The 20,772-nt window shown below is 65.5% G+C and carries 17 protein-coding genes; 6 read left to right on the forward strand and 11 right to left on the reverse strand.

All coding sequences use genetic code 11. The features are described from left to right. Positions 1-21: 21 nt before the first annotated feature. Positions 22-1,389 carry a sensor histidine kinase gene (locus SAS01S_RS06315; RefSeq protein WP_066806318.1) on the reverse strand — a complete coding sequence of 456 codons (1,368 nt, stop codon included), beginning with the start codon at positions 1,387-1,389 and terminating at the stop codon, positions 22-24. A 2-nt stretch (positions 1,390-1,391) separates the two neighbouring features. Continuing rightward, positions 1,392-2,057, reverse strand: coding sequence for a response regulator transcription factor (locus SAS01S_RS06320; RefSeq protein ID WP_066806320.1), 666 nt, complete (start codon positions 2,055-2,057; stop codon positions 1,392-1,394). Positions 2,058-2,191: 134 nt separating this feature from the next. Here SAS01S_RS06320 and SAS01S_RS06325 point away from each other — a divergent pair, with 134 nt between their 5' ends. From SAS01S_RS06325 to SAS01S_RS06335, 3 genes are read left to right on the forward strand one after another with little or no spacing between them, the layout of a single operon-like run. Next, the gene (locus tag SAS01S_RS06325) at positions 2,192-3,535 is read left to right on the forward strand and encodes a TolC family protein (RefSeq protein WP_066806322.1); all 1,344 of its coding nucleotides are present in this window, start codon (positions 2,192-2,194) and stop codon (positions 3,533-3,535) included. Further along, positions 3,532-4,557, forward strand: coding sequence for an efflux RND transporter periplasmic adaptor subunit (locus tag SAS01S_RS06330; RefSeq protein ID WP_066806323.1), 1,026 nt, complete (start codon positions 3,532-3,534; stop codon positions 4,555-4,557). The genes SAS01S_RS06325 and SAS01S_RS06330 overlap by 4 nt, the downstream gene beginning before the upstream one ends. Further along, positions 4,554-7,604, forward strand: coding sequence for an efflux RND transporter permease subunit (locus SAS01S_RS06335; RefSeq protein ID WP_066806326.1), 3,051 nt, complete (start codon positions 4,554-4,556; stop codon positions 7,602-7,604). Before SAS01S_RS06330 ends, SAS01S_RS06335 begins: the two co-directional genes overlap by 4 nt. A gap of 1,588 nt (positions 7,605-9,192) precedes the next feature. On the opposite strand, the gene SAS01S_RS06345 is transcribed toward SAS01S_RS06335, so the two are convergent. Beyond that, positions 9,193-10,416 carry a hypothetical protein gene (locus SAS01S_RS06345; RefSeq protein WP_066806330.1) on the reverse strand — a complete coding sequence of 408 codons (1,224 nt, stop codon included), beginning with the start codon at positions 10,414-10,416 and terminating at the stop codon, positions 9,193-9,195. 145 nt (positions 10,417-10,561) lie between these two features. On the opposite strand from SAS01S_RS06345, the gene SAS01S_RS06350 reads away from it, so the two are divergent. Further along, positions 10,562-11,566, forward strand: coding sequence for a hypothetical protein (locus SAS01S_RS06350; protein ID WP_218016257.1), 1,005 nt, complete (start codon positions 10,562-10,564; stop codon positions 11,564-11,566). Positions 11,567-11,892: 326 nt separating this feature from the next. On the opposite strand, the gene SAS01S_RS06355 is transcribed toward SAS01S_RS06350, so the two are convergent. The 6 genes from SAS01S_RS06355 to SAS01S_RS06380 form a co-directional block, all read right to left on the reverse strand. Beyond that, on the reverse strand, positions 11,893-12,855 hold the full coding sequence (locus tag SAS01S_RS06355) for a threonine/serine dehydratase (RefSeq protein ID WP_066806332.1): 963 nt from the start codon (positions 12,853-12,855) through the stop codon (positions 11,893-11,895). Between the two features lie 21 nt (positions 12,856-12,876). Beyond that, positions 12,877-13,977: a pyridoxal phosphate-dependent aminotransferase gene (locus tag SAS01S_RS06360; RefSeq protein WP_066806334.1), complete on the reverse strand. Its 1,101-nt coding sequence runs from the start codon at positions 13,975-13,977 to the stop codon at positions 12,877-12,879. 281 nt (positions 13,978-14,258) lie between these two features. Beyond that, positions 14,259-14,984: a helix-turn-helix transcriptional regulator gene (locus SAS01S_RS06365; protein ID WP_066806336.1), complete on the reverse strand. Its 726-nt coding sequence runs from the start codon at positions 14,982-14,984 to the stop codon at positions 14,259-14,261. Beyond that, on the reverse strand, positions 14,984-15,778 hold the full coding sequence (locus tag SAS01S_RS06370) for a pyrroline-5-carboxylate reductase (protein ID WP_218016258.1): 795 nt from the start codon (positions 15,776-15,778) through the stop codon (positions 14,984-14,986). Before SAS01S_RS06370 ends, SAS01S_RS06365 begins: the two co-directional genes overlap by 1 nt. A gap of 61 nt (positions 15,779-15,839) precedes the next feature. Further along, on the reverse strand, positions 15,840-16,871 hold the full coding sequence (locus SAS01S_RS06375; protein ID WP_066806340.1) for a proline racemase family protein: 1,032 nt from the start codon (positions 16,869-16,871) through the stop codon (positions 15,840-15,842). A 51-nt stretch (positions 16,872-16,922) separates the two neighbouring features. After that, positions 16,923-17,618, reverse strand: coding sequence for a GntR family transcriptional regulator (locus tag SAS01S_RS06380; RefSeq protein WP_066806342.1), 696 nt, complete (start codon positions 17,616-17,618; stop codon positions 16,923-16,925). Between the two features lie 139 nt (positions 17,619-17,757). Between SAS01S_RS06380 and SAS01S_RS06385 the strand changes: the two genes are divergently transcribed. Further along, positions 17,758-18,663, forward strand: a complete 906-nt coding sequence (locus tag SAS01S_RS06385; RefSeq protein WP_066806344.1) for a dihydrodipicolinate synthase family protein — start codon at positions 17,758-17,760, stop codon at positions 18,661-18,663. Positions 18,664-18,689: 26 nt separating this feature from the next. Beyond that, a complete protein-coding gene (locus SAS01S_RS06390) occupies positions 18,690-19,046 on the forward strand; it encodes a RidA family protein (RefSeq protein ID WP_066806397.1) in 357 nt (118 codons plus the stop codon). 8 nt (positions 19,047-19,054) lie between these two features. On the opposite strand, the gene SAS01S_RS06395 is transcribed toward SAS01S_RS06390, so the two are convergent. Together SAS01S_RS06395 and SAS01S_RS06400 are read right to left on the reverse strand one after the other, a co-directional pair. Continuing rightward, positions 19,055-19,963 carry an MBL fold metallo-hydrolase gene (locus tag SAS01S_RS06395; RefSeq protein WP_084238582.1) on the reverse strand — a complete coding sequence of 303 codons (909 nt, stop codon included), beginning with the start codon at positions 19,961-19,963 and terminating at the stop codon, positions 19,055-19,057. 67 nt (positions 19,964-20,030) lie between these two features. After that, entirely contained in the window at positions 20,031-20,759 is a 729-nt protein-coding gene (locus SAS01S_RS06400; RefSeq protein WP_066806346.1) for an alpha/beta hydrolase, read from the reverse strand. Positions 20,760-20,772 lie beyond the last annotated feature (13 nt).

Consider the following 20,772-nt stretch of genomic DNA (forward strand, 5'->3'; position numbering starts at 1 on the left):
GGGAAAGAAGGCGCGTGCCGATCAGTTCGGCTCGGCGCGGGTGAGAAGAGTGTCCGGCCAATCGAGCGTGACGCGGAGACCGTGATCGGGCGCGTCGCCGAGCGTGATCGTGCCGCCGGTCGCCTCGACCAGATCGGCGACGATCGACAGTCCAAGCCCATGTCCCGTGCCGGTCTCGTCGAGGCGGACGCCGCGGCGAAGCACGCCGTCGCGCTGGTCGGGGGGGATGCCGGGGCCGTCATCGTCGACCGTGAAGCGCAATCGCCCGGCGTCGAGCGATGCATCGACGCGAACGACACGGCGCGCATGCCGCGCGGCATTGTCGAGCAAATTACCGAAAATCTCGGCGAAGCTGCCGGCGTCGATGCCGATTTCCCAATCGGCGGGAATGTCCGCGTCAAACACCAGGCTCATCCCGCGATCGGTGCGTTCGAGTACCGCGAACAGGCCCTCGATCAGCGCTGCGGGCCGCGTCGCGGTCACCCCCTCGCCTACCCGGCTGGCGGCGGCGCGCGCGCGCGCCAGTTCGGACTCCAGCACCGCCGCGGCGGCGCTCAACGTCTGGTCGATCGCATCGGCGGCAGCGGTAGCACCGGCCGCGCGCGCTACCCGGCTTTGCGCGGCGAGCGCGGCGAGCGGTGTCTTGAGCGCATGGGCGAGGTCGGCGGCGCGGCGGCGCGCGCGCCCGAGATCGTCGCTGCGCGCATCGGCGAGCGTGTTGATCGCCTGGGCAAGATCGTCGATCTCACGCGGATGGTCGGCGGACAGGCGCTGCGCCGGGTTGCGCGCCATCGCCGCCAGTTCGCGCCGGACGCGCCGCAGCGGCCATAGCCCCAGCTCGACTTGCACCCAGGCGGCCAGCGCCAGCGCGATTCCCAAGGCGAGCAGGAACATCCCCATTTCGCGCGCGAACGCAGCACCGGCGCGATCGATCGGCTCGTCATCCTCGCCGACCCGCACCAACACGGCGGTGCCGCCGACCGTCACGCGCCGCTCGACCACGATCAGATCGTCTTCATAGGGGCCCGGTACCTCGGCTTCCTGCCAGGCCGTGCCGGTCGCTTCGCGATCGTCCTCGTCCGCCGACAGCGTCTTGCCGCCGAGCGACGGCGATCCCGCGATGCCGCCCGGCGCGCGCACTTCCCAATAGAGGCCGCTCGCGCGCCGCCGGAAACGCGCGTCGAGATCGCCGGGATCGACCGATGGCCGCCCTTTCGCATCCACCCGCACCGCCGCCGCCACGGCATTGCCGTCGCGGACCAGCGCGTCGGCCATGCGGCGCTCGGTATAATGTTCGAACAGCAGCCCCATGACGTGCCACGCCGCCCACAAGGCGACAGCGATCGCCAGCGCGGCAAAGGCGATCAGGCGGAGGCGGATCGACCGCATGCTCAGCCCGCTCCGCCGGTCAGCCGATAGCCGAAGCCGCGCCGCGTCTCGATACTGTCGCTGCCGATCTTGCGCCGCAGCCGCATGATCAGGGCTTCGATCGCATTGACGTCGCCGATCTCCGACGTGCCGTAGAGATGGTCGGCGATTTCCCCCACCGCGATCGTGCGATCGGCCTGGTGCGCGAGGAAATTGATCAGGCGGAATTCGAGCGGCGAAACGCGCGTCTCGACATCGCGCACCAGCAAGCGGCGATTGCGCGTATCGACCTTGAGCCGCCCGATTTCGAGCACCGGCGCGGCATGGCCGCCGGCACGGCGCAGCAGTGCCCGCGCCCGCGTGACGAGTTCACCGAGCTGGAACGGCTTGGCGAGATAATCGTCCGCCCCCGCCTCGATCCCCTCGACCTTCTCGGTCCAGTCGCCGCGCGCCGACAGGATCAGCACCGGCATCGTCCGCCCCGATGCCCGCCAGCGGCGCAGCACGGTCAGTCCGTCGAGCCCCGGCAGCCCGAGATCGAGCACGACGATCGCATAATCCTCGGTATCGCCGGCGAACCAGGCATCGGGACCATTGGTGATGCGGTCGACCACCAGCCCGGCATCGGCCAGGCCGTGTTCGACGTCGATCCCGATATCGGGATCGTCCTCGACCACCAGCGCGCGCATCAGCGCCGCTCCTCAAGATGCCTTTTGATCGTCATCGGAGCCTCCTATGCGCCTGGTTCACTGACACTCGGCTGACAGATTGTATTTTCGCATTCGTCAGGACCGTGTCAGTAGAGATTTGCTAGGGAGGAGTCATGTTGCAATCGCTCGCCCCTCGTTCCGGCCCGGCGCTCGCCCTGCTGCTGCTGGCCGGGTGCGCTTCCTATACGCCGCGACCGCTCGCGACGACTCCGTCCGAAGCCGATATCGCCGCGCTGAGTCGCGATGCCGCGACGATCGACCGGCCCTTTCTCAAGCCGACCAATATCGATCTGGCCGCGCCGCTCGACGACAATGCCATCGCGGTGATCGCGGTGCTCGGCAATCCCGATCTCAAGGCTATGCGGACCAAGGCTGGCGTCTCGGATGCTCAGGTGTTCGCCGCGCGGTTGCTGCCCGATCCGACCTTCAGCCTGGGATTCGGAAAGCTCCTTGCCGGTCCCGACCCGTTAAACGAGATTACCAGCGGGCTCGGCCTCGACCTCAATGCGTTGCGCACCGGCAAGGTGCGTCGCCGGGCGGCCGAGGCGCAAGCCAAGCAAGTCCGGCTCGATCTCGCCTGGGCCGAGTGGCAGACCGCCGGCCAGGCACGGCTCCAGGCGGTGCGCATCCGCCGGCTCGACGTGGCGATCGCTTTGCTCAAGGTCGATGTCGGCAGGGCGCAATCTTTGCTCGATCGCAATTTGCGCGCGGCGGCGCGGGGCGATGTCGCCTCGACCAATGTCCAGGCGGTGCGGGCCGATGCGGTCGCAACGGCGGACAAACTCCGTACCACCGAACGCGATCTCGACGCGGCGCGGCTCGAACTGGTCAAGCTGCTCGGACTGCCGCCGGAAACCACGCTGCGGCTGGCTCCGTCACCCGAGATGGACCCGGTGATCGACACGGTTAAGCTGACGCAAGTCGCGCTCGATAACCGATCGGACCTGCTGGCGCTGCGCGCAGGCTATGACGCGCAGGAAGCTACGGTGCACAAAGCGATCCTCGATCAATTCCCGACCCTCGCGCTCAATCTCAACTTCACGCGCGACACCAGCGGCAACAAGGTCCTCGGGCCGACGGTCGATTTCACCTTGCCGTTATGGAACCGCAATCGCGGCGGGATCGCGGTGGAGCGCGCGACGCGCGAGCAGCTCAAGGCCGAATATGACGCGCGCCTGTTCCAGACCCGGGCCGATATCGCCGCCGCCGCCAGCGCGGTGACGGTGGCGCGGCGTCAGCGCGACGCAATCCGCGCGCAATTGCCCGAACTCGACCGGCTGGCCCGCGTCAGTCGTGCCGCCGCAACCCGCGGCGACGTCTCGCGTGCCACGGCGGAAGCTGCCGAGGGGACGCTGAGCGACAAGAAAGTCGAGCTGGCGACAGCGGAACAGACGATCGACGAAGCGACGATCGCACTCGAATTGCTGACGGGCGTGCCCAGGGAGGATTGGAAATGAAGGCCGGACTCGCATTGACCCTGGCGATCCTGCTCGCCGCCTGCGGTTCGGGCGGGGACGCCGCCGATAGCGAGGCCAAGCCGGTCGCGTTGGTCGCGCTCGCCCCCGCGCAACAAGGCGCGGTCGACGAGACGCTGACCGTCTATGGCGCAGTCGAGGCCGGTGCGATGGGCAAGCATGTCCTGGCCGCTCCGGCCGAGGCCACCGTCGTCGCAATCGAGGCGCCGGTCGGCACCAGGGTGGGTGCCGGACAGGTGATCGTCCGTCTCGCGCCCAGCCCGACCAGCAAGCTCGATTACGCCAAGGCGGCGACCGATGCCGCGGCGGCGCAGGCGGCTTACGCCCGCGCGCAGCGGTTGCGCGCCGATGGGCTGGTCAGCGACGCCGATGTCGAAACCGCGCGTGCCGCCGCGCAGACGGCCGGTGCGACCCGCGCCAGCCTGGGCGCCCGCAACGGCGCCCTGACCTTACGCGCTCCCACTGCGGGTTTCGTCGAAAGCGTGGCCTCGGCGCCCGGCGACCTGGTCGCGCCGGGCACGGCGGTCGCGTCGATCGCCGGGTCGGGCAATCTGCGCGCGCGCTTCGGGATCGACCCTGCCCAGGCCTCTCGCGTCAGGCCCGGCATGGCGCTCCGCGTCACGCCGCCAAGCGGCATTCCCTTCTCCGCGCCGGTACTGTCGGTCGATCCGGTGGTCGACCCGACGACCAAGCTCGCGTCGCTATTCATCAATGTGCCGCCGGGAGCGGGGATCGGTTCCAATTCCACGCTCAACGGCCAGTTGACCTTGGGCAGCAACGGCGGCGGCGCGGCGCTGACCATTCCCTATGCCGCTTTGCTCGACGATGCCGGGCAGCCGTTCGTCTTCGTCGTCAGCAAAGGCGTCGCGCATCGCCGCGACGTCGCGACCGGCGCGGTCAGCGGTGACCGTATCGTCATCGTCAAGGGCGTGAAGCCCGGTGAAAAGGTCGTGACCGAAGGTGGCACCGCGCTCGAGGACGGCATGCAGGTGCGCACCAAATGAGCGCCGCGCTCTCCCGGCACGCGCGGTCGATCTGGCTTGCGGTCGCGTTGCTCACGCTAGGCGGCCTGCTCGCCGCGACCAAGCTGCCGGTCAGCCTGTTCCCGCATATCGACTATCCGCGCGTCGTCGTCGCGGTCGATGCCGGCGATCGCGACGCCGCGCAGATGGCGGCCGAGATCACCCGTCCGATCGAGGTCGCGTTGCGCGCCGTCCCCGGGGTCACACGGATCCGCTCGACCACCAGCCGCGGCGCGGCCGAGGTCGCGCTTAATTTCAATTGGGGCGACGACATGGCCCAGGCCACGCTCGCCACACAGGGCGCGATCGCGACGATCCTGCCCGATCTGCCCGCCGGCACGCGCTTCGACGTCCGCCGCTCGGATCCGACGATCTTCCCGGTGCTCGGTGTCGCGCTGACCTCGGACAATCTCGACCAGCAGGCGCTGCGCCAGATCGCCGAGCTCAAGGTGCTGCCCGCGTTATCGACGGTGCCCGGCGTCGCCGGTGTCGACGTGCTCGGCGGGTCCCCGCGCGAATTCGCCGTCGATATCGACCCCGGCCGCCTCCAGGCGCTCGGCCTCACCCTCCCCGATGTCGCCGCCGCGATCGGCAAGGCCAACAGCGTGCGCGGCGTCGGCAAGATGGAGGACCGCCACCGGCTCTACCTCGTGCTGGTCGAAAACCGCGTCGCCTCGGTCGCCGATATCGCGGCGATCCCGGTCAAATCGGGGCAGACCAGCGGCGCCGGCCTGGTCACGCTCGGCCAGATCGCAGGCATCCATCCCGCCGCCGCGCCCAATTTCACCAAGGTCACCTCAAACGGCGCCAACGCCGTGTTGGTCAACGTCCGCCAGGCGCTGACCGGCGACACCGTGACGATCGTCAAGGCGGTCGACGCGCGGCTCAAGCAGGCCGGCCTGCCGCCGAGCGTCAAGGTGACCCCCTTTTACGACCAGTCCGAGCTCGTCACCGGCGCCGCCGACGCGGTGCGCGACGCGATCATCCTGGGCGCGATCCTGGCGGGGCTGGTGCTGTTCCTGTTCCTGCGCTCGGGCCGGCTGATGCTGATCACCGGGCTGATGCTGCCCGCCGTGCTCGCCGCGACCTGCCTGGCGTTGTTCGCACTCCATATGAGCTTCAACATGATGACCCTGGGCGGCATGGCCGCCGCGGTCGGGCTCGTCGTCGACGACGCGGTGGTGATGCTCGAACACATCATGCGGAGGATGCAGGAAAAACGCGCGACAACGCCGCCGACCCTGCTCGAGGCCGCCGCCGAAATGGGCCGCCCGCTGGTCGGATCGACCATGGCCACGATCATCGTCTTCCTGCCGCTCGCCTTCGTCAGCGGAGTCACTGGCGGCTTCTTCCAGGCGCTCGCGGTAACAATGGTCGCGGCACTCGCGGTGTCGCTGCTTTACGCCCGCTATGTCATCCCGCTGATCGCCGCCCACTGGCTGCGTGACAAGGATGCCGAAGCCGCCGAGCGCGCCGGCGGATTCATGGGGCGGCTCGGCAAATATTATGCGTCGGCGGGCGATCGCGCGTTCAAGCGGCCGGCTTTGTTCGCCGGCATCGTCGCCGCCGTTTTGGTCGTGCTCGGCGTCCTGGCATGGAGCCACGTCCCCTCCGGCTTCATGCCGGCGATGGACGAAGGCGGCTTCGTGCTCGATTACAAAGCGCAATCCGGTGCGAGCCTCGAAGATACCGACCGCCTGCTCCGTCAGGTCGAGGACATCATCCGCGCCACGCCTGAAGTCGCGAGCTATTCGCGGCGCACAGGGTTGCAGCTCGGTGGCGGGCTGACCGAGGCCGACGAAGGCGATTATTTCGTCCGCCTCAAGGGCGGATCGCGGCGGCCGATCGAAGAGGTGATGGCCGATATCCGCCAGCAGATCGCCGCCAAGGTACCGGGGCTCGAGGTCGAACTGATCCAGCTGATGGAAGACCTGATCGGCGACCTCACCGCGGTGCCCCAACCGATCGAGATCAAATTGTTCGGCGACGATCCCAAGCAGCTCGCCGACGCCGCCGCCAAGGTCGGTGCCGCGATCGGCAAGATCGACGGTGTGGTCGAAGTGGTCGACGGCCTGCGCGTCGCGGGCGATGCGGTCAGCGTCCGCGTCGACCCGGGCATGGCCGCGCAACAGGGGCTCGATCCCGATGCGGTGGCGAGCCAGGTCGAGGCGCTGGTCGGCGGATCGGCCGCGACCAATGTCCGCGCCGGCGAGCAACTGGTCGGCGTCCGCGTCCGCGCGCCCGAGGAATTGCGCCGCCGCACCGACCAGATTGCGGCGCTCGTCCTGACCGCGCCCGACGGCCATGCCGTCCGGCTGGGCGCGATCGCGAAAGTCTCGATCGACCCCGGCCAGCAGCAATTGACCCGCGAGGATCTTGCGCCGTTCATCGCGGTGACCGCGCGGCTCGAAGGACGCGATCTCGGTTCGGGCATGCGCGACGTGAAATCGACCGTCGGCGGGCTGCACCTGCCCGCCTCGGTCCGAGTCGATTATGGCGGGCTCTATGCGGAGCAGCAGAAGAGCTTCGCAGACCTCAGCCTGGTCTTCGCCGCCGCCGTCCTGCTCACCGCCTTGCTGCTGACCCTGTTGTTCGAGCGCCTCGCCTGGACCGGAGCGGCGCTGGCGACGATCCTGTTGTCCGCCGCGGCGGTGCTCGCCGGGCTCTGGGCGACGGGGATCGAGCTCAACATCTCGGCGCTGATGGGGCTGACCATGGTGGTCGGGATGGTCACCGAATTGGTGATCTTCTTCCTCGCGGAAATCGATCGCGACGCCCCGCTGACGCTGGAGGCGCTGCGCGAGGCGGGCGCCAAGCGCTTGCGGCCGATCCTGATGTCGGCGCTGATCGCGGTACTGACCCTGGCGCCGCTGGCGTTGGGGGTGAGCCGGGGAGCGGGACTGCAACAGCCGCTGGCGACGGCGATCATCTTCGGGCTGGTGGCTGCGGTGCCGCTGGTGCTGCTGTTCCTGCCGGCGGCGCTGTGGTCGATCGCCAATGTGCGGAAGCGGAATGTAGAGGCGGCCTGATCGATAGCGGCGGTCTCACTTCGTCATGCCGGGCTTGTCCCGGCATCCAACGTGCCGCAACGGCTGGAGTCCGTTTGGGAGGCTTGGACTCCGGAACAAGTCCGGGGTGACGGGGGAAGTTGGGAGCGATCTGGGCCGTGAACCCATTAACGCCCGCATAAACACAAGGGCTGAGCGGCTGAAATGGTGGTTTGCCGACCGGCAGCTCCTGGGGGCCGAAGGCGAGATAGCTGCCGTTCAGCCGCGGACCTCCGGGAATGACGGCTAACGACCCCGGTTGCGAACACCTGTTAGAGTCGGTTACGCTCTACCAATGAGAGAGAGAGCGTCTTAACGAGCGCATTCCTTGTTTCCGCGCTTCTAGTCGCTGCGCCGGCCTCGGCCGGGGGGCATGAGTACCTCTGCCGCAACGGCACGTTTGCGGATGAAAATGCAAACTTTGGCCTGGCCGTGATAAACGGCGCAAATCGCGCTTATCTTTACGATTTGGACGATTGTTTGAACCCGTCCCGCTGCGAAAAAGCGCGTCCGGGTCACGTTATGCCAGGAGCGCGAGTCGTCACCGGACGCGCGAAGGGCAATTACGTTTGTATCTATTTCTTCAGCAACTCGGGATCGGCGGGATGGGTGGAAAAGTCCAGGCTTCGCGCGCTCGCGGTCAACAGCAAACCAGCGCGTTCTTCGTGGCTTGGTCGGTGGTCGGCTGCGGGAAATCCAAGCGTGCGCATCACGAACAAGCGTGGGATGATACACGTAGGAGGCGAAGCATATTGGCCGGGACCCGACCCCGATACGGACTTGCCGCCACGTCATTCTGGACAAATTGACGGCAAACTCACGCTGCTCGGTAACCGCGCGCGCTACGGTGATGATAACCGCGCGCGCTACGACGATTATTGCAAGATTGATTTCACCTTGATCGGCGACATTCTAATCGCCAGTGACAATAGCAGGTGCGGCGGCACGAATGTCCGGTTTAGCGGGGTCTATCGTCGCGTTCGGGCCTAAGTCCGCTACCCACCACTTACCGCCGTTCAGGGCGGCCACGTCGATGATCGCCGGCTAACGCCTGGGAATGAGTGGTTACCTGCCTTTCGGCCTCCGCGCTCGCTGGAAGCCGAGGCGGCCACGAAATGCTTGCTTTCCAGCCTGCTGCAACAGGCGTTTTGTTACGTGGGTGAGTTTCAACAATCGTCGATGCCGCTCGATCGAGCGCGCAACTCGCATTGCTTGCGCAGTCGATAATTCAGGCGGGACGTCAACAAAATACGCGACGAACCCAAATCGCAAACGGATTCTTTGCCGGCGAACGGATAACCCCGCGCGCCTACAGAACGTCAGTCGAAGCCACATGCGATCTTTGCGGCCTCTCAGGGCAAGTAACATTGGCTTCCTCGTCATCGTCGCTTTCTAGCCGACCCGGGGAGGTCGGCAATTGGGTCGGGAGCCGCGCTTCGACCAGTACGGATCAGATCGTCCGCAATGCGCCCCAATTCCGGACGTTCGTGTTTAGTTTGGTCGATCCCAATAGCCGCCGTTCGATCAGTCGGGTTTCGCGACAATCTGCAATCTCTTATCGCGGAAAAGCTCAGAACCCTCGAATCTGCTTAACGAGTATTGACCTTGGCGGCTGCGGGAGACCGAACGCCTCGGCGATCTGGCCCCAGGCGCTGTCTAGGGCGACCAAGATCTCCTCCTCGGTGTTGCTAGCTAAACTCAACTTCGCTTCCGCCGACTCCTCAAGCGCAACTGGTCGGCCGCCCCATTCTGTTGGCGTTGTCCAGCGCATGCTGCTGATGTCGGTCAAGCCCATTCTGACATCGTACGGGCCGTTGGCGCCGGACGCCCCAAGATAGCCGATATTAGCTTCGATGAACTGGTACGCGCTCCGAATGAAGGCGTCAGCAAAGAACCTACCGCCCGGCTCACCGTCCGTCACGAAGGGCGTAACGCCCCAAATCTCGCCGTTTGTCTTGAAGTGCATGACGAAGTTCGTGAGAGGTCGCTTCTCCGCAGCACGCAGACTGCCCGAGTAAGTGATTTGCCCGCCGCGCGTCATTCCCCAGCTAAAACCCTCGGTATCGCCGAGGATTTTTGGATAGCGGCCCCACTCGGCAAAGTCCGCTCCAGCCGTCCACCTGCGGGGAAGGATTCGCACGTATCCGTAGGGACCGGCGTGGACCGCCTTGGAGCCTGGTATTCCGCCCTCGTTGATAGTCAATGGGTTCCTGTCGTCGAACCAGAACGCCGCGCTAGTCGGCCCTGAGGGCTGCCATTCCGGAATCGCCTCCGGAACTGGCGCAGGGGCCGCGTCCGCGATCGATAAACGTAGCGCCTCTCTAAGGACCTTACGCAGGTTGTCGCGCGCACTCCTCAATTCTCCGAGCGTTGCTCCGACGGGGAGGTGGAATGACACGGGTGCGCGCCGTCCACGCATATCAAATGGAAGGCGATCGATCGTCGCACCCTCGAACGCGGTGTTCCACACCATGATCACACGGGCGAGGCCGAGCGCCTTCTTCGCGTAGCCGAGCTCAATCAGCACGTTCGGATTGGCGACTGCCTTGCCACTGATGGCGACTGCTATTGGGGTAACATCGCCCACGAACACCGCCGCGGAGTCGATCTTTGCAAGTATCGTCGCGACGATGTCAGGTGACCCGGCGACACCTTGGGTATCGGAGGTGAGTTCATGCCGCTCGTCGAGTTCGGCATGCAAGTCGTCAATCGCTGCGGCGAGCGCGTCGCGGATAAGGTTGCGCGTAACGCGGGCGTCGAGGTCGCTTTGCCACGACCAAAATATGGTGCTCATCGTCGCCACATAACATGCGCTTGGCGAAGTGATCGAACGAAGTCCAATCGGAAACGTGCCCCAATTTCGATCGCCGAGCAAATAGGCCGTCGATCCTTGAAGTTGACGTTCTTGAGCCTCCTACCGGATCGGGTAGGCTGGGGGAATGTTCTCGAACCGAAACCTCAATGCGCTGGCCAGCATGGTTGCGGGCGGAAATCCGAACGTGCAGGAAGAATATTTCCAGTACCGGAGTGCGTGGAAACTCACCGAATTTTTCCAAGACTGCGGGCACGATGTACCTTTCGATAATAGTAGCCGCGTTCCGTGGACAGCCGAGCAACTGCGATTGTTGCTGTCCGATCCCGCACCACCAAATTCGCTGCCAACGCGGTTCCTTCTCGTGATCCGGGAGCTTATGCTCAAGGATGATACGGCGGAGGGCGGCGACCGGGCGCGCCCCGAAGCCCTCGCCAAGCTCAACCGGCATCTTCGACCAGAAGGCTTTGAAGCGTTCTATGGCGAAGATGAGAACTGCTATGTGAGAAACACCAAGACAGCGGTCGTCTTCGACATCCATCAAGGGCGTCGGGCGATGACTGACAAGGAGCGTGAGCGCGAGAAGCTGCTCATCGCCTATCTCGACGTCTGCTCTGAAGACGATCTGATCGAGAAGGTGCTCACGCCGCTATTCAAGCAACTGAATTTCCAACGCATCAGTGTACCGGGTCACCCGAATATGCTCGAGTTCGGGAAGGATATGTGGATGCGCTATCGTCTGCCTACCGGGCACAGCATCTTTTTTGCGGTGCAGGTCAAGAAGGGCACCGTTGACGCTAGGGGAAAGACCCGGGGCGAGAACGTCAACGCCGCCGAGCTTCTCACCCAAGCCCAGATGGCGCTTAAGCACCCCGTTCACGACCCCGAGACGAACAAGCAAGTGCTGGTCGATCACGTCTATTTGATCGCGGGCGGAACGATCACACCTCCCGCACGCATGTTCATCATTGGTGAACTGGATCGTGAGAGCCGTCGTCACATAATCTTTATGGACCGTCTTGAGATCGTCGACCTGTTCGCCACGAGCACGATCCCGTTGCCTCAAGAGGCTATGCCGAAGCCGGAGCCCAGGGGCTTCTCGGACGATTTGGATGATGACGTACCGTTCTAAGTGGGCGGAGTGGGCTTAGCCTCGCTGCTTTTTTTTGCGATGAGCAGGTCGGCGTGGGGGTCTGCTTCAATAGGCCCGCCACTCGGAAACCTGCATGTCGGCTTTCCGGCCCAAATCGAGCCTCTCGTTTACACCGAGAGGGTCCGGGTTTCGATTGTCCGCTTCGTCATGACCCGCCTCCCAAAGCAGCCTGTCAGCAACCGGCCCACTTCCCGCCATTCCTTTTGGCGGCGATCGAACGACCGCAACCGGGTCGCTTGCCGACAGACCGCTTTATGAGTCCACGCCCTAGCTAGCGATCAGGCGAACGGACCCGCCGGCCTCAATCACCCCCGCCCCATCTCCAGCGCCCCCAGATACGTGTCGAGCGCCACATTCCGCCCGCACAACACCACCGCGACCTTCTTGCCGCGATAGCGATCCGCTGCCTGGACCAGCCCGGCCAGCGCGGCCCCTGCAGCGCCCTCCACCATCCAGCGGTCGCTCTCGGCGAGCCGCCGCATCGCCCTGGCGATCTCGAGCTCGCTGACCCGGACCGTCTCGTCGATCACTTGCCGGCAGACCTCGAACGTCACCGATCCCGGCTCGATCGCGCCCGCCGATCCGTCGGACAAGGTCGGGCTTTCGGGCGTCTCTACGATCTCGCCAGCCTCGAGCGAGTCGAGCATGCAGGTCGAGGCCGCGGGCGATACCGCGACGATCCGCGTCTTTGGCGACAGCGCCTTGAACACCGTCCCGACGCCGCCGGTTAGCCCCCCACCGCCCGTGCAGATGAACACCGCGTCGAGGTCGTCGGCCTGCTCGATCAGTTCGAGCCCCATCGTTCCCTGCCCGCTTATCGTGTCGTAGTCGTTATACGGCGGGATGTAGGGCACGCCGCGCCGCTCGGCCTCGGCGCGCGCCTGCAACTCGCCGTTGAGCGAATTGCCCTCGACCGTCACCAATCTGGCGCCCAGCGCGCGGATCGCGTCGAGCTTCATCTGCGGCGCGCTGTCATTGACATAGACGGTGGCGCCGATCCCGAACGCGGCGGCGGCGTGGGCGACGGCGCGGCCGTGATTGCCGGTCGAGGCGGTGAACACCTCGGCGTGATCGGGCGCGAGCAGCCGCACCTTGTTGGTCGCGCCGCGCAGCTTGAACGATCCGGTCGGCTGGAGATGGTCGCATTTCAGCCGCACGTCGCACCCGAGCGCGTCCGACAGCGCGTCGCTGCGCTGGAGCGGCGAGACCAGGACGTGCGGGCGGATCGCGACATGGGCGTCACGGATGCGGTCGATCAGGGCGGTCATGTCGATCCTTGGATTTGGAGGTCAGCCGCGCAGCGCGGCGGAAATGCCGACGAGCCCGGCTTCGAGCTGGTCGGCGGTCGGCCACGCATAGCCGACACGGAAATAGCGGTCGGACATCTCGAACCAATGGCCCGGTCCGACATAGGTGCCGTGATCCTGGAGCAGGCGGCGATAGAAAGCGTCGGTGCCGCCCGGCGGGTCGGCCTTCATCCGCGGGAAGCACACCACGCCGCCCGACGGACGCACCCATTCGAGCAATTCCTCGCCCGCCATCCATGCGGCGACGCGGTCGAGGCGGCGGCGCCATTCGGCGAGCGTCGGGGTCAGGAAAGCGTCGCGCTTCGCCAGGATTTCCTCGGCGACCCATTCGTTGATCACGCTGCCGCAGATGCTGATCTGCTCCTTGGCGGCGAGGAATATTTCCATCAGCGCGGGGTCGCTGTTGATCATCCAGCCGACGCGGATGCCGGGCACGCCGAACGCCTTGGACAAGGACGCGACGCTGATGACATGCTTGCCCAGCGACGCCGCGATCGGCAGCCGGGTGGTGATGGCGAGGGCGCGATAGGTCTCGTCGACCAGCAACAGACAGTTACGCTCCGCCGCCAGCGCGACCAGCGCGGAGAGGTCGGCCTCGCTGATCATCACGCCGGTCGGATTGTGCGGGCAGGTCACGCTGATCAATTTGGTCGCGGGCGTGATCGCCGCGGCGACCTTGTCGAGGTCGAGCGCGAAGCCGCTCGCGAACTCGAGATCGACGAAGCCGATCTGGCAGCCAATCGCGCGCGGCGTCTCGATATTGGTCGCGTAATTGGGACGGACGACGACGAGGTGATCGTCCTTGCTCAGCAAGGCGGTGGCGATGATGAACAACGCCCCCGCCGCGCCGCCGCAGATCAGCACGTCGTCGATGGCGAGGCTCGGCGCTTCGTCGATGATCAGCGAGCGCAACCGCTCGCTGCCGCGGTGCTCGCCGTACAGCAGGGTCAGGTCGGGGACGGTCAGGCCCAGGCTACCGATCGACTGATCGACGATCGAGCTCTCGGACAGATTGTTGCGGATGTTGCCGTACCCATATTCCTCGGGCGATTCGACCTCGATCGGCATCCGGACGTAGCGCATCGTCTTCCCTTTCCTGGCCCCGTGCGGGCACGCGCGATTGTGCCGGATTGCGGTGGCGATACCATCCCTCTCGGGAGGGGGGCCGCCTTAGATATGGGACTCGTATTTCCCTCGTCATCCGAGGAATCCTCCCGTCGCCCCAGCGCGCCCTTCCGTCACCCCAGCGAAAGCTGGGGTCTCTGGCAGTGACGCGATACGGCTTGAGATCCCAGCTTTCGCTGGGATGACGAGTTATGAGAATGTATCCGATTTAAGAACGCCGGCTTATTGGGTTCTCCGCCTCAATGCACCGACGCGAACAGCTCCGCCAACGACGCGATCCCCAGCTTGCGAAAGATCTGCTTGCGGTGATCCTTGACCGTATGCCGGCTGATCCCGAGCCTGAGCGCGATGGCGTCGCTCGAACAGCCGAGCAGTAGCAGATCGCACACCTGGTTCTCGCGCGGCGACAGACAGGCGCGCAACGCGGCACCCTCGCCGGTCAGCACGCGATGCCGCTCGAACGCCGCGGCGATCGGCGTCGCCATCGCCTCAAGCGCGCGCAACGTCGCCGCCGGCGCCGGCCGCCGTCCGCGCTCGCGGTACAATCCCAGTTCGATCGTCCCGCCCCAGCCGCGCAAATGGAGGCCGAGCTCCTCCTGACGCTCGGGCCAGCCCGCGGTACGGAAGCCGAGTTCCTCCTCGGGTGCCGGCACCAACCAGGGGCGCAACGCCGCGATGCGATCGGGCGCGGTGCCGGCGAAATCGCGCGCGCGGACCACGCCCGGCCGCGCCAGCATCGGGTTGATGCGGTGCGTCACGCGTGCATAGGTCTCGATCGCGTCGCGCCGACCGATCCTGTCGAAATCGTCGAATAGAACGCTGGGCCGCTCGCCCTCGGGATGGAGGACAATCGCGGCGAGATCGAAACCGGCGAAGCGCCGCACGCTGTCGGCCGCCGTGGCCAGGAAATCGGGCGCGCCGATCGCCCCGATCACGTCGCCGATCAGGTCATGCGCCGCTCGCATCAATCCTTGATCCCGCGGCCCGCGCGCAGCCGCGCCAGCACGCCGTCGAGCGCGGCATCGAGATCGGGCAGCACGCCGTCACGCGTGATTGCGCGAAACACCTGCTCGTTGATCCCGCCGCGCGTCTGATACTCGTCGGCGAGCTGCGCAAAACTCCGCTCGGGCGCGGCGGGCGAGGCGCTGCCGAGACCTTCGAGCATCTGGGCCATGAAGGCGTGCGCCTTGGCAGCATCGACCCCGTTCGCTTCCATCCACGACGTCACGGTCCGCGCGAAGGCGAAATAGCTGCTCATCGTCGCGGTCGCGGCGCTGAACACGTCGAACTCGCTTTCGTCGCCAAGCTCGATCGCGGTGCCGAGCCGGTCATAGAGCGCCTTCACCTGCGCATTGGGCGGAAAGACCGCGGTCGGCCCCTGCCCGCGCGCGACCGGCGGCAGCGGCACCGCGCGAGTCACGGTAGCGGCCGGCGCGGTGACGTCGTGGAGATAGTCGAGCGAGATCGTCGCGATCAGGCTCAGCACGTGATGGTCGGAGCGAAAATTGAGAGGGCGAAGCACTTCATCGGCGATCTGCGGACGGACCGACAGGACCACCATGTCGCTGGCATCGACCACCGCCTGGTTGTCGGCCGCGACCGCCACGTTGGGGAAGCGCGCGGCGAGGTCGGCGGCGATCTCGGCATTGCGCGGCGAGACGATGATCGGTTCGTTGCCGGAGAGCGCCAGCCCTTCGATCATCGCCGCTGCGATCGTTCCCGTTCCGACAAAGCCTATTGTCCCGACTGACGAACTCACCTTCACCTCACTAGAATTGTTCTAATGGCAGTTACAGTACAATCTATATTCTGTCGATGGCCTAGCAAGCAAGCCAGGTGTCGTTGAGACGATAACCGTGCGGAAACGGATCGTCGGGATCGGCGCCGTAATAGGAAACGCCCGTCAGCCACGCCCGCCCCGCGACCCGCGTCACCACGCCGGGGCCGCCGCCCACTTTGGTCTCCGCCTCGATCCCGCAGAGGAATTCGGTGTCGAGGATCGAGGTGTGGACGAACCGCTCGCCGACCGCGAGATCGCCGCGTGCGTGCATCAGCGCCATCCGCGCCGAGCTGCCGGTGCCGCACGGGCTGCGGTCGATGCGGCCGGGCGAGACGACCACGGCATTCTTCGCGGTCTTGACCCCGTCGCGCTCGGTCAGCGGCCCGGCGAACAGGGCCTGGTTGATCGTGTGGATACCCGGATTCTCAGGATGGACCGAGGGCAATTGCTCGGCCGCGGCAAGCTTGATCCGCTCGCCCATCTCGACCAGCGCGCGTGCCTCGTCGCGGGCCAGGGTGAAGCCGAGCTTTTCGGCGTCGACGATCACGTAGATCATCCCGCCATAAGAGACGTCGACCGAGACGATACCGAGCCCGGGTACTTCGATCGCTGCGTCGCGATGCATGACGAAGGCGGGCACGTTGCGGAACGACACGCGACGACATTTGCCGTTAGCGCATTCGGCCTCGACGTGCACGAGGCCTGCGGGGGTATCGACTATTAGATGCGTGATTGGTGCTAATATTGGCACGATTCCGGTTTCGAGTGCGACGGTGACGGTGCACATCAGGTTAGAGCCTGACATTGCAGGATAATAATCCGATTCGATGACGATCATGCCGATATCCGCTTCGGGCGCGATCGGCGGAGTCACGAGGTTGACCGCGGCGTTCACGCTGCCGCGCGGATCGGACAATAGCATGCCGCGCAGCCAGTCCTGATCGCGCATAAGTGCTTGTTGTCGCTCGAACATTGACGATGCGCGTGGCGCGATGACGCCGCCGGTGATGACCCGGCCGACCTCTCCTTCGGCATGCGCGCCGACGACCGTGATGAGGTGTTGCAAGCGCATAATTCAGCTTCCCGATTGGATATTAGATACAATTTCAGGCGCGAAGCGATTTTAGTGATCCGCGGCCCGGGCCTGGCGCAGCGCCATGACGAGGGTCCGCCCGGCATCGAGAATGTGCAGCTTCAGGAACGCGACCGCCGCTTCGGCGTCGCGTAGCGCGCAAAGCCGCAGGATCTCGCGATGCTCGCGCTCGGCCGTGTCGAGGCCGTCGGTCACCAACAGATGCAGGCGGATATAGCGTTCGACACGGAGATTGATGCCGTGGAGGACGGCCAGCGTCTGCGGCCGCCCGGCGGGAAGGTAGAGCCGGCGATGGAAGGCCCAGTTGAGCCGTCCCCAACTCGCCATGTCGCCGCGGCGATAGGATTGCTCGAGCTCGCCCAGGATGTCGCGCGCCTCGGCAATATCGCTGTCCGTCATCCGCCTGATCGCCCGCACCAGCATATCGGCTTCGAGTAAGGCGCGGAGTTCGAACAATTCTTCCACCTGCTCGGTCGGGATCGAGGTGACGACGGCGCCCTTGTGCGTCTGCATCGACACCAGCCCGCACGCTTCCAATTGCCGCAGCACCTCGCGCACGGGCATCCGGCTGACGCCATATTCCTCGGCCAGGACATCCTGGACCAGGGCCTCGCCGTCGCGGAACTCGCCGCTCAGGATCCGTTCCTGCAGCGATTCGCGAATGTCCGCGGGGAGGCTCCGCCGCTCGATCTCATGCCGCTCCGATGGCGACTCCAGCACTGCCATTTTCCTGTCCTTTGCCTTGGCGAAACGCCGCCGCTTGCGGAGCCGATGTGCCGAAATCGAGCCCCTGCCGCAATCGCTATCGACATCCTAGTTTGTATTTTATATGTATCCAATACAATAATTGACGGAGAAAAAGGGCATGGCTGAGGCGTGGACGGGCGTTTTCCCGGCGGTGACGACGAAAATGACGCAGGCGGGAAATCTCGATTTCGACATGATTCGCGCAAGTATCGACCGGCTGGTGACCAACGGCGTGTCGGGCGTGATCGTCCTGCCGATGCTCGGCGAAAATGCCTCGCTGACTCTCGCCGAACGCGAAAGCGTCATCCGCACCGCGGTCGAAACCGTCGGCGGGCGCGTCCCGGTCCTCTCCGGACTCGCCGAGATCACGCTCGACACCGCGCGGGCCAATGCGAAGCTCTACAAATCCTGGGGTGCGCAAGGGCTGATGGTCTTCCCCAGCCTGGGCTATAAGAGCGATCCGCGCGAGACCGCCACCTGGTATCGCGGCGTGGCGGGCGCGTCGGACCTGCCGATCATGATCTACAACAACCCGATCGCTTATGGCGTCGACGTCACGCCGGCCGTGCTTGAGACGCTGGCCGACGTGCCCGAGATCGTCTGCGTCAAGGAAGAGAGCGGCGACATCCGCCGCGTCACCGATCTGCGCGTGGCCTTGGGCGACCGGTTCAGCGTGTTCTGCGGGGTCGACGATTTGATCGTCGAGAGCATGGCGCTCGGCACGACCGGCTGGGTGTCGGGCATGACCAATGTCTGGCCGAAACAGTGCGTCGCGTTGTTCGAGCTGTGCCGCAACGAGCAATTCGCCAAGGCGCGCGAGCTCTACCGGATGCTCACGCCGAGCTTCCACCTCGATACGCATGTCAAGCTGGTCCAGTACATCAAACTCGCCGAGAACATCGTCTATGGCGCGCCCGAATGGACCCGCTCGCCCCGCCTCTCGCTGATCGACGAGGAGCGGAGCTTCGTCGTTGACACGGTCCGCGGCGCCATCGATCAGCTCGCCGACTCCGCTTGGGCCTGAGCCTGCTTTTCAAAAGGGACAATCGCATGACCGAGATCAAACGCTGGCACCCGACCGCGCGCATGAACCAGATGACGGCCTATAACGGCCTGATCTTCACCGCCGGCCAGGTCGCCGAGGAGAATGCCGGCAAGAGCGTCGCGGAGCAGACCGCCGAGATCCTGCGCAATATCGACGGCCTGCTCGCCGAAGCCGGCAGCGACAAGAGCCGCATCCTGAGCGCGACCATCTATCTGGCCGATATCGCCAGCTTCGCCGAGATGAACAGCGTGTGGGACGCGTGGGTTGCGCGCGACGCCATGCCGGCGCGCGCGACGGTCGAGGCGCGGCTGACCGGGCCGGAATATGCGGTGGAGATCAGCGTGATCGCGGCGGGCTCATAGAACGCGTTCTAGATCGCCAGCGTTTCCCCGTCCGCGGGAATGAGCAGGCGCTGGTCGTAGCCATCGCGCTTCGAGAAGGCACGCAGGTCGGCTCGACTGAGGATGCAGTGATTGACCGCTTCCATGTGACTGGCGATCAGCGTGGCGTTCGGCGCGGCACGATGCACGGCGAGGACGTCGGTGGGGCCCATGATGATCGGGTCCAATCCGATCACCGTCGCCATGCCCGCGTTCAATACGATCACGTCCGGAGCGTAGCGGGCGATGGCGCGCTCGACCTCGGCATTCCAGATCGTGTCGCCGGCGACATAGAGCGTCTTGTGCGCGGGATGGCGCATGACGAAGCCGCTGACCGGGCCGAGGATCTGCGGCAGCGCCTTTAGCGCCGCGTCGGTGCCATGCTGGCCGCCGGTACGGGACAGGCGCACTCCCTGAAACTCGGTATTTTCGCCCAGCAGCCGCACATCGGAGAAGCCGGCCGATCGGAGCTGGGTGGCGTCCGCGGCATTCTGCGCGAAGATCGGCCGCGACTTGTTCAGCTTGGCCTGCGCCGCCGCGTCCCAATGGTCGGGATGCAGGTGCGTCACGATGACGGCGTCCACATCGACGATCGAGGCGAGCGGCATGGGCAGCGGCACCAGCGGGTTGCGCCGCTGGCTGTTCGCCGTTCCCTCGAAGCCGGGATAGGCGTCCTTGTCTCCCAGCAGCGGATCGACCAGGAAGCGGACTCCGCCATAGTCGATGCGCAAGGTCGCGTTACGCACCTGGGTCAGGCTCGCGCTTCGCGTGGAACGCTCGGTGACGGCACTGGCCGACACGTTCGCGGCGAGTAGCGCCGAGCCGAGCAGCGCACCACCGCCGGTGATGATTGCCTGGCGGCGTGTCAATGCGTTCGGCGCGTGCGAAATATCGACCATCTAATATCTTCCCTCAACCGGCGTTTCCGGGCGGTCGGCGCGCGCGCCGCCGCCCGGGACGTTGCGCCTAGTTGGCGTCGGCGGCCGCAGTCTCGATGAAGGCCGCGACTTCCTGAGGGTGCGATAGCATCACCGCGTGACTGCTCTTTATCTCCACGATTTTGGCTTTCGCGCGGCTCGCCATGAAATGCTGGAGACTGGGGGGAATCATGTGGTCCTCCAGCGTCAGCATGTGGTGCACAGGCTTGCTCTTCCACGCTGCCTTGGTGAGCTTGAACTGAACTGCTCCCAAGCCCCAGGGTACCTGCGAAGCGTTCATGAACCGTGTCGTGGAGGCGGGTACGTCGGCTGCGAAAGACGTTGGAAACTTGGCGGGATCCACGAGCAGGAATCCATCCGCCGGCGGCAGGAGGGGTGCGGCTTCCTCACCCGGGTGGGGCCTCGTCGCGAGATCGTAGACGGACTCGCCCACGTCGGGTTCATAAGCCGCGATGTAAACGAGCGACTTCACCTTCGGATCGTCGCCAGCCAGGGTGATGACCGCGCCGCCATAGCTGTGGCCGACCAGCAGAACCGGCTTGGTCGCCTTGGCAATCACCTGACGCGTCGCCTCGACATCGCCCTCGAGCGTGACGGTCGGGTTCTGGACGACCAGCACTTCATAACCGTCCTTGGTCAGGATGTCGTAGACCGACTTCCACCCCGAGGCATCGACGAACGCGCCGTGCACCAGGACGATCGAAACGGGCTTGTCGGGCGCGCGGGCCTGAGCGGCGGAGGAAGCGGTGGTAGCCATGGCGAGAAGCACT

It is taken from the genome of Sphingomonas asaccharolytica NBRC 15499 (assembly GCF_001598355.1).
Taxonomy (GTDB): Bacteria; Pseudomonadota; Alphaproteobacteria; order Sphingomonadales; family Sphingomonadaceae; genus Sphingomonas; species Sphingomonas asaccharolytica.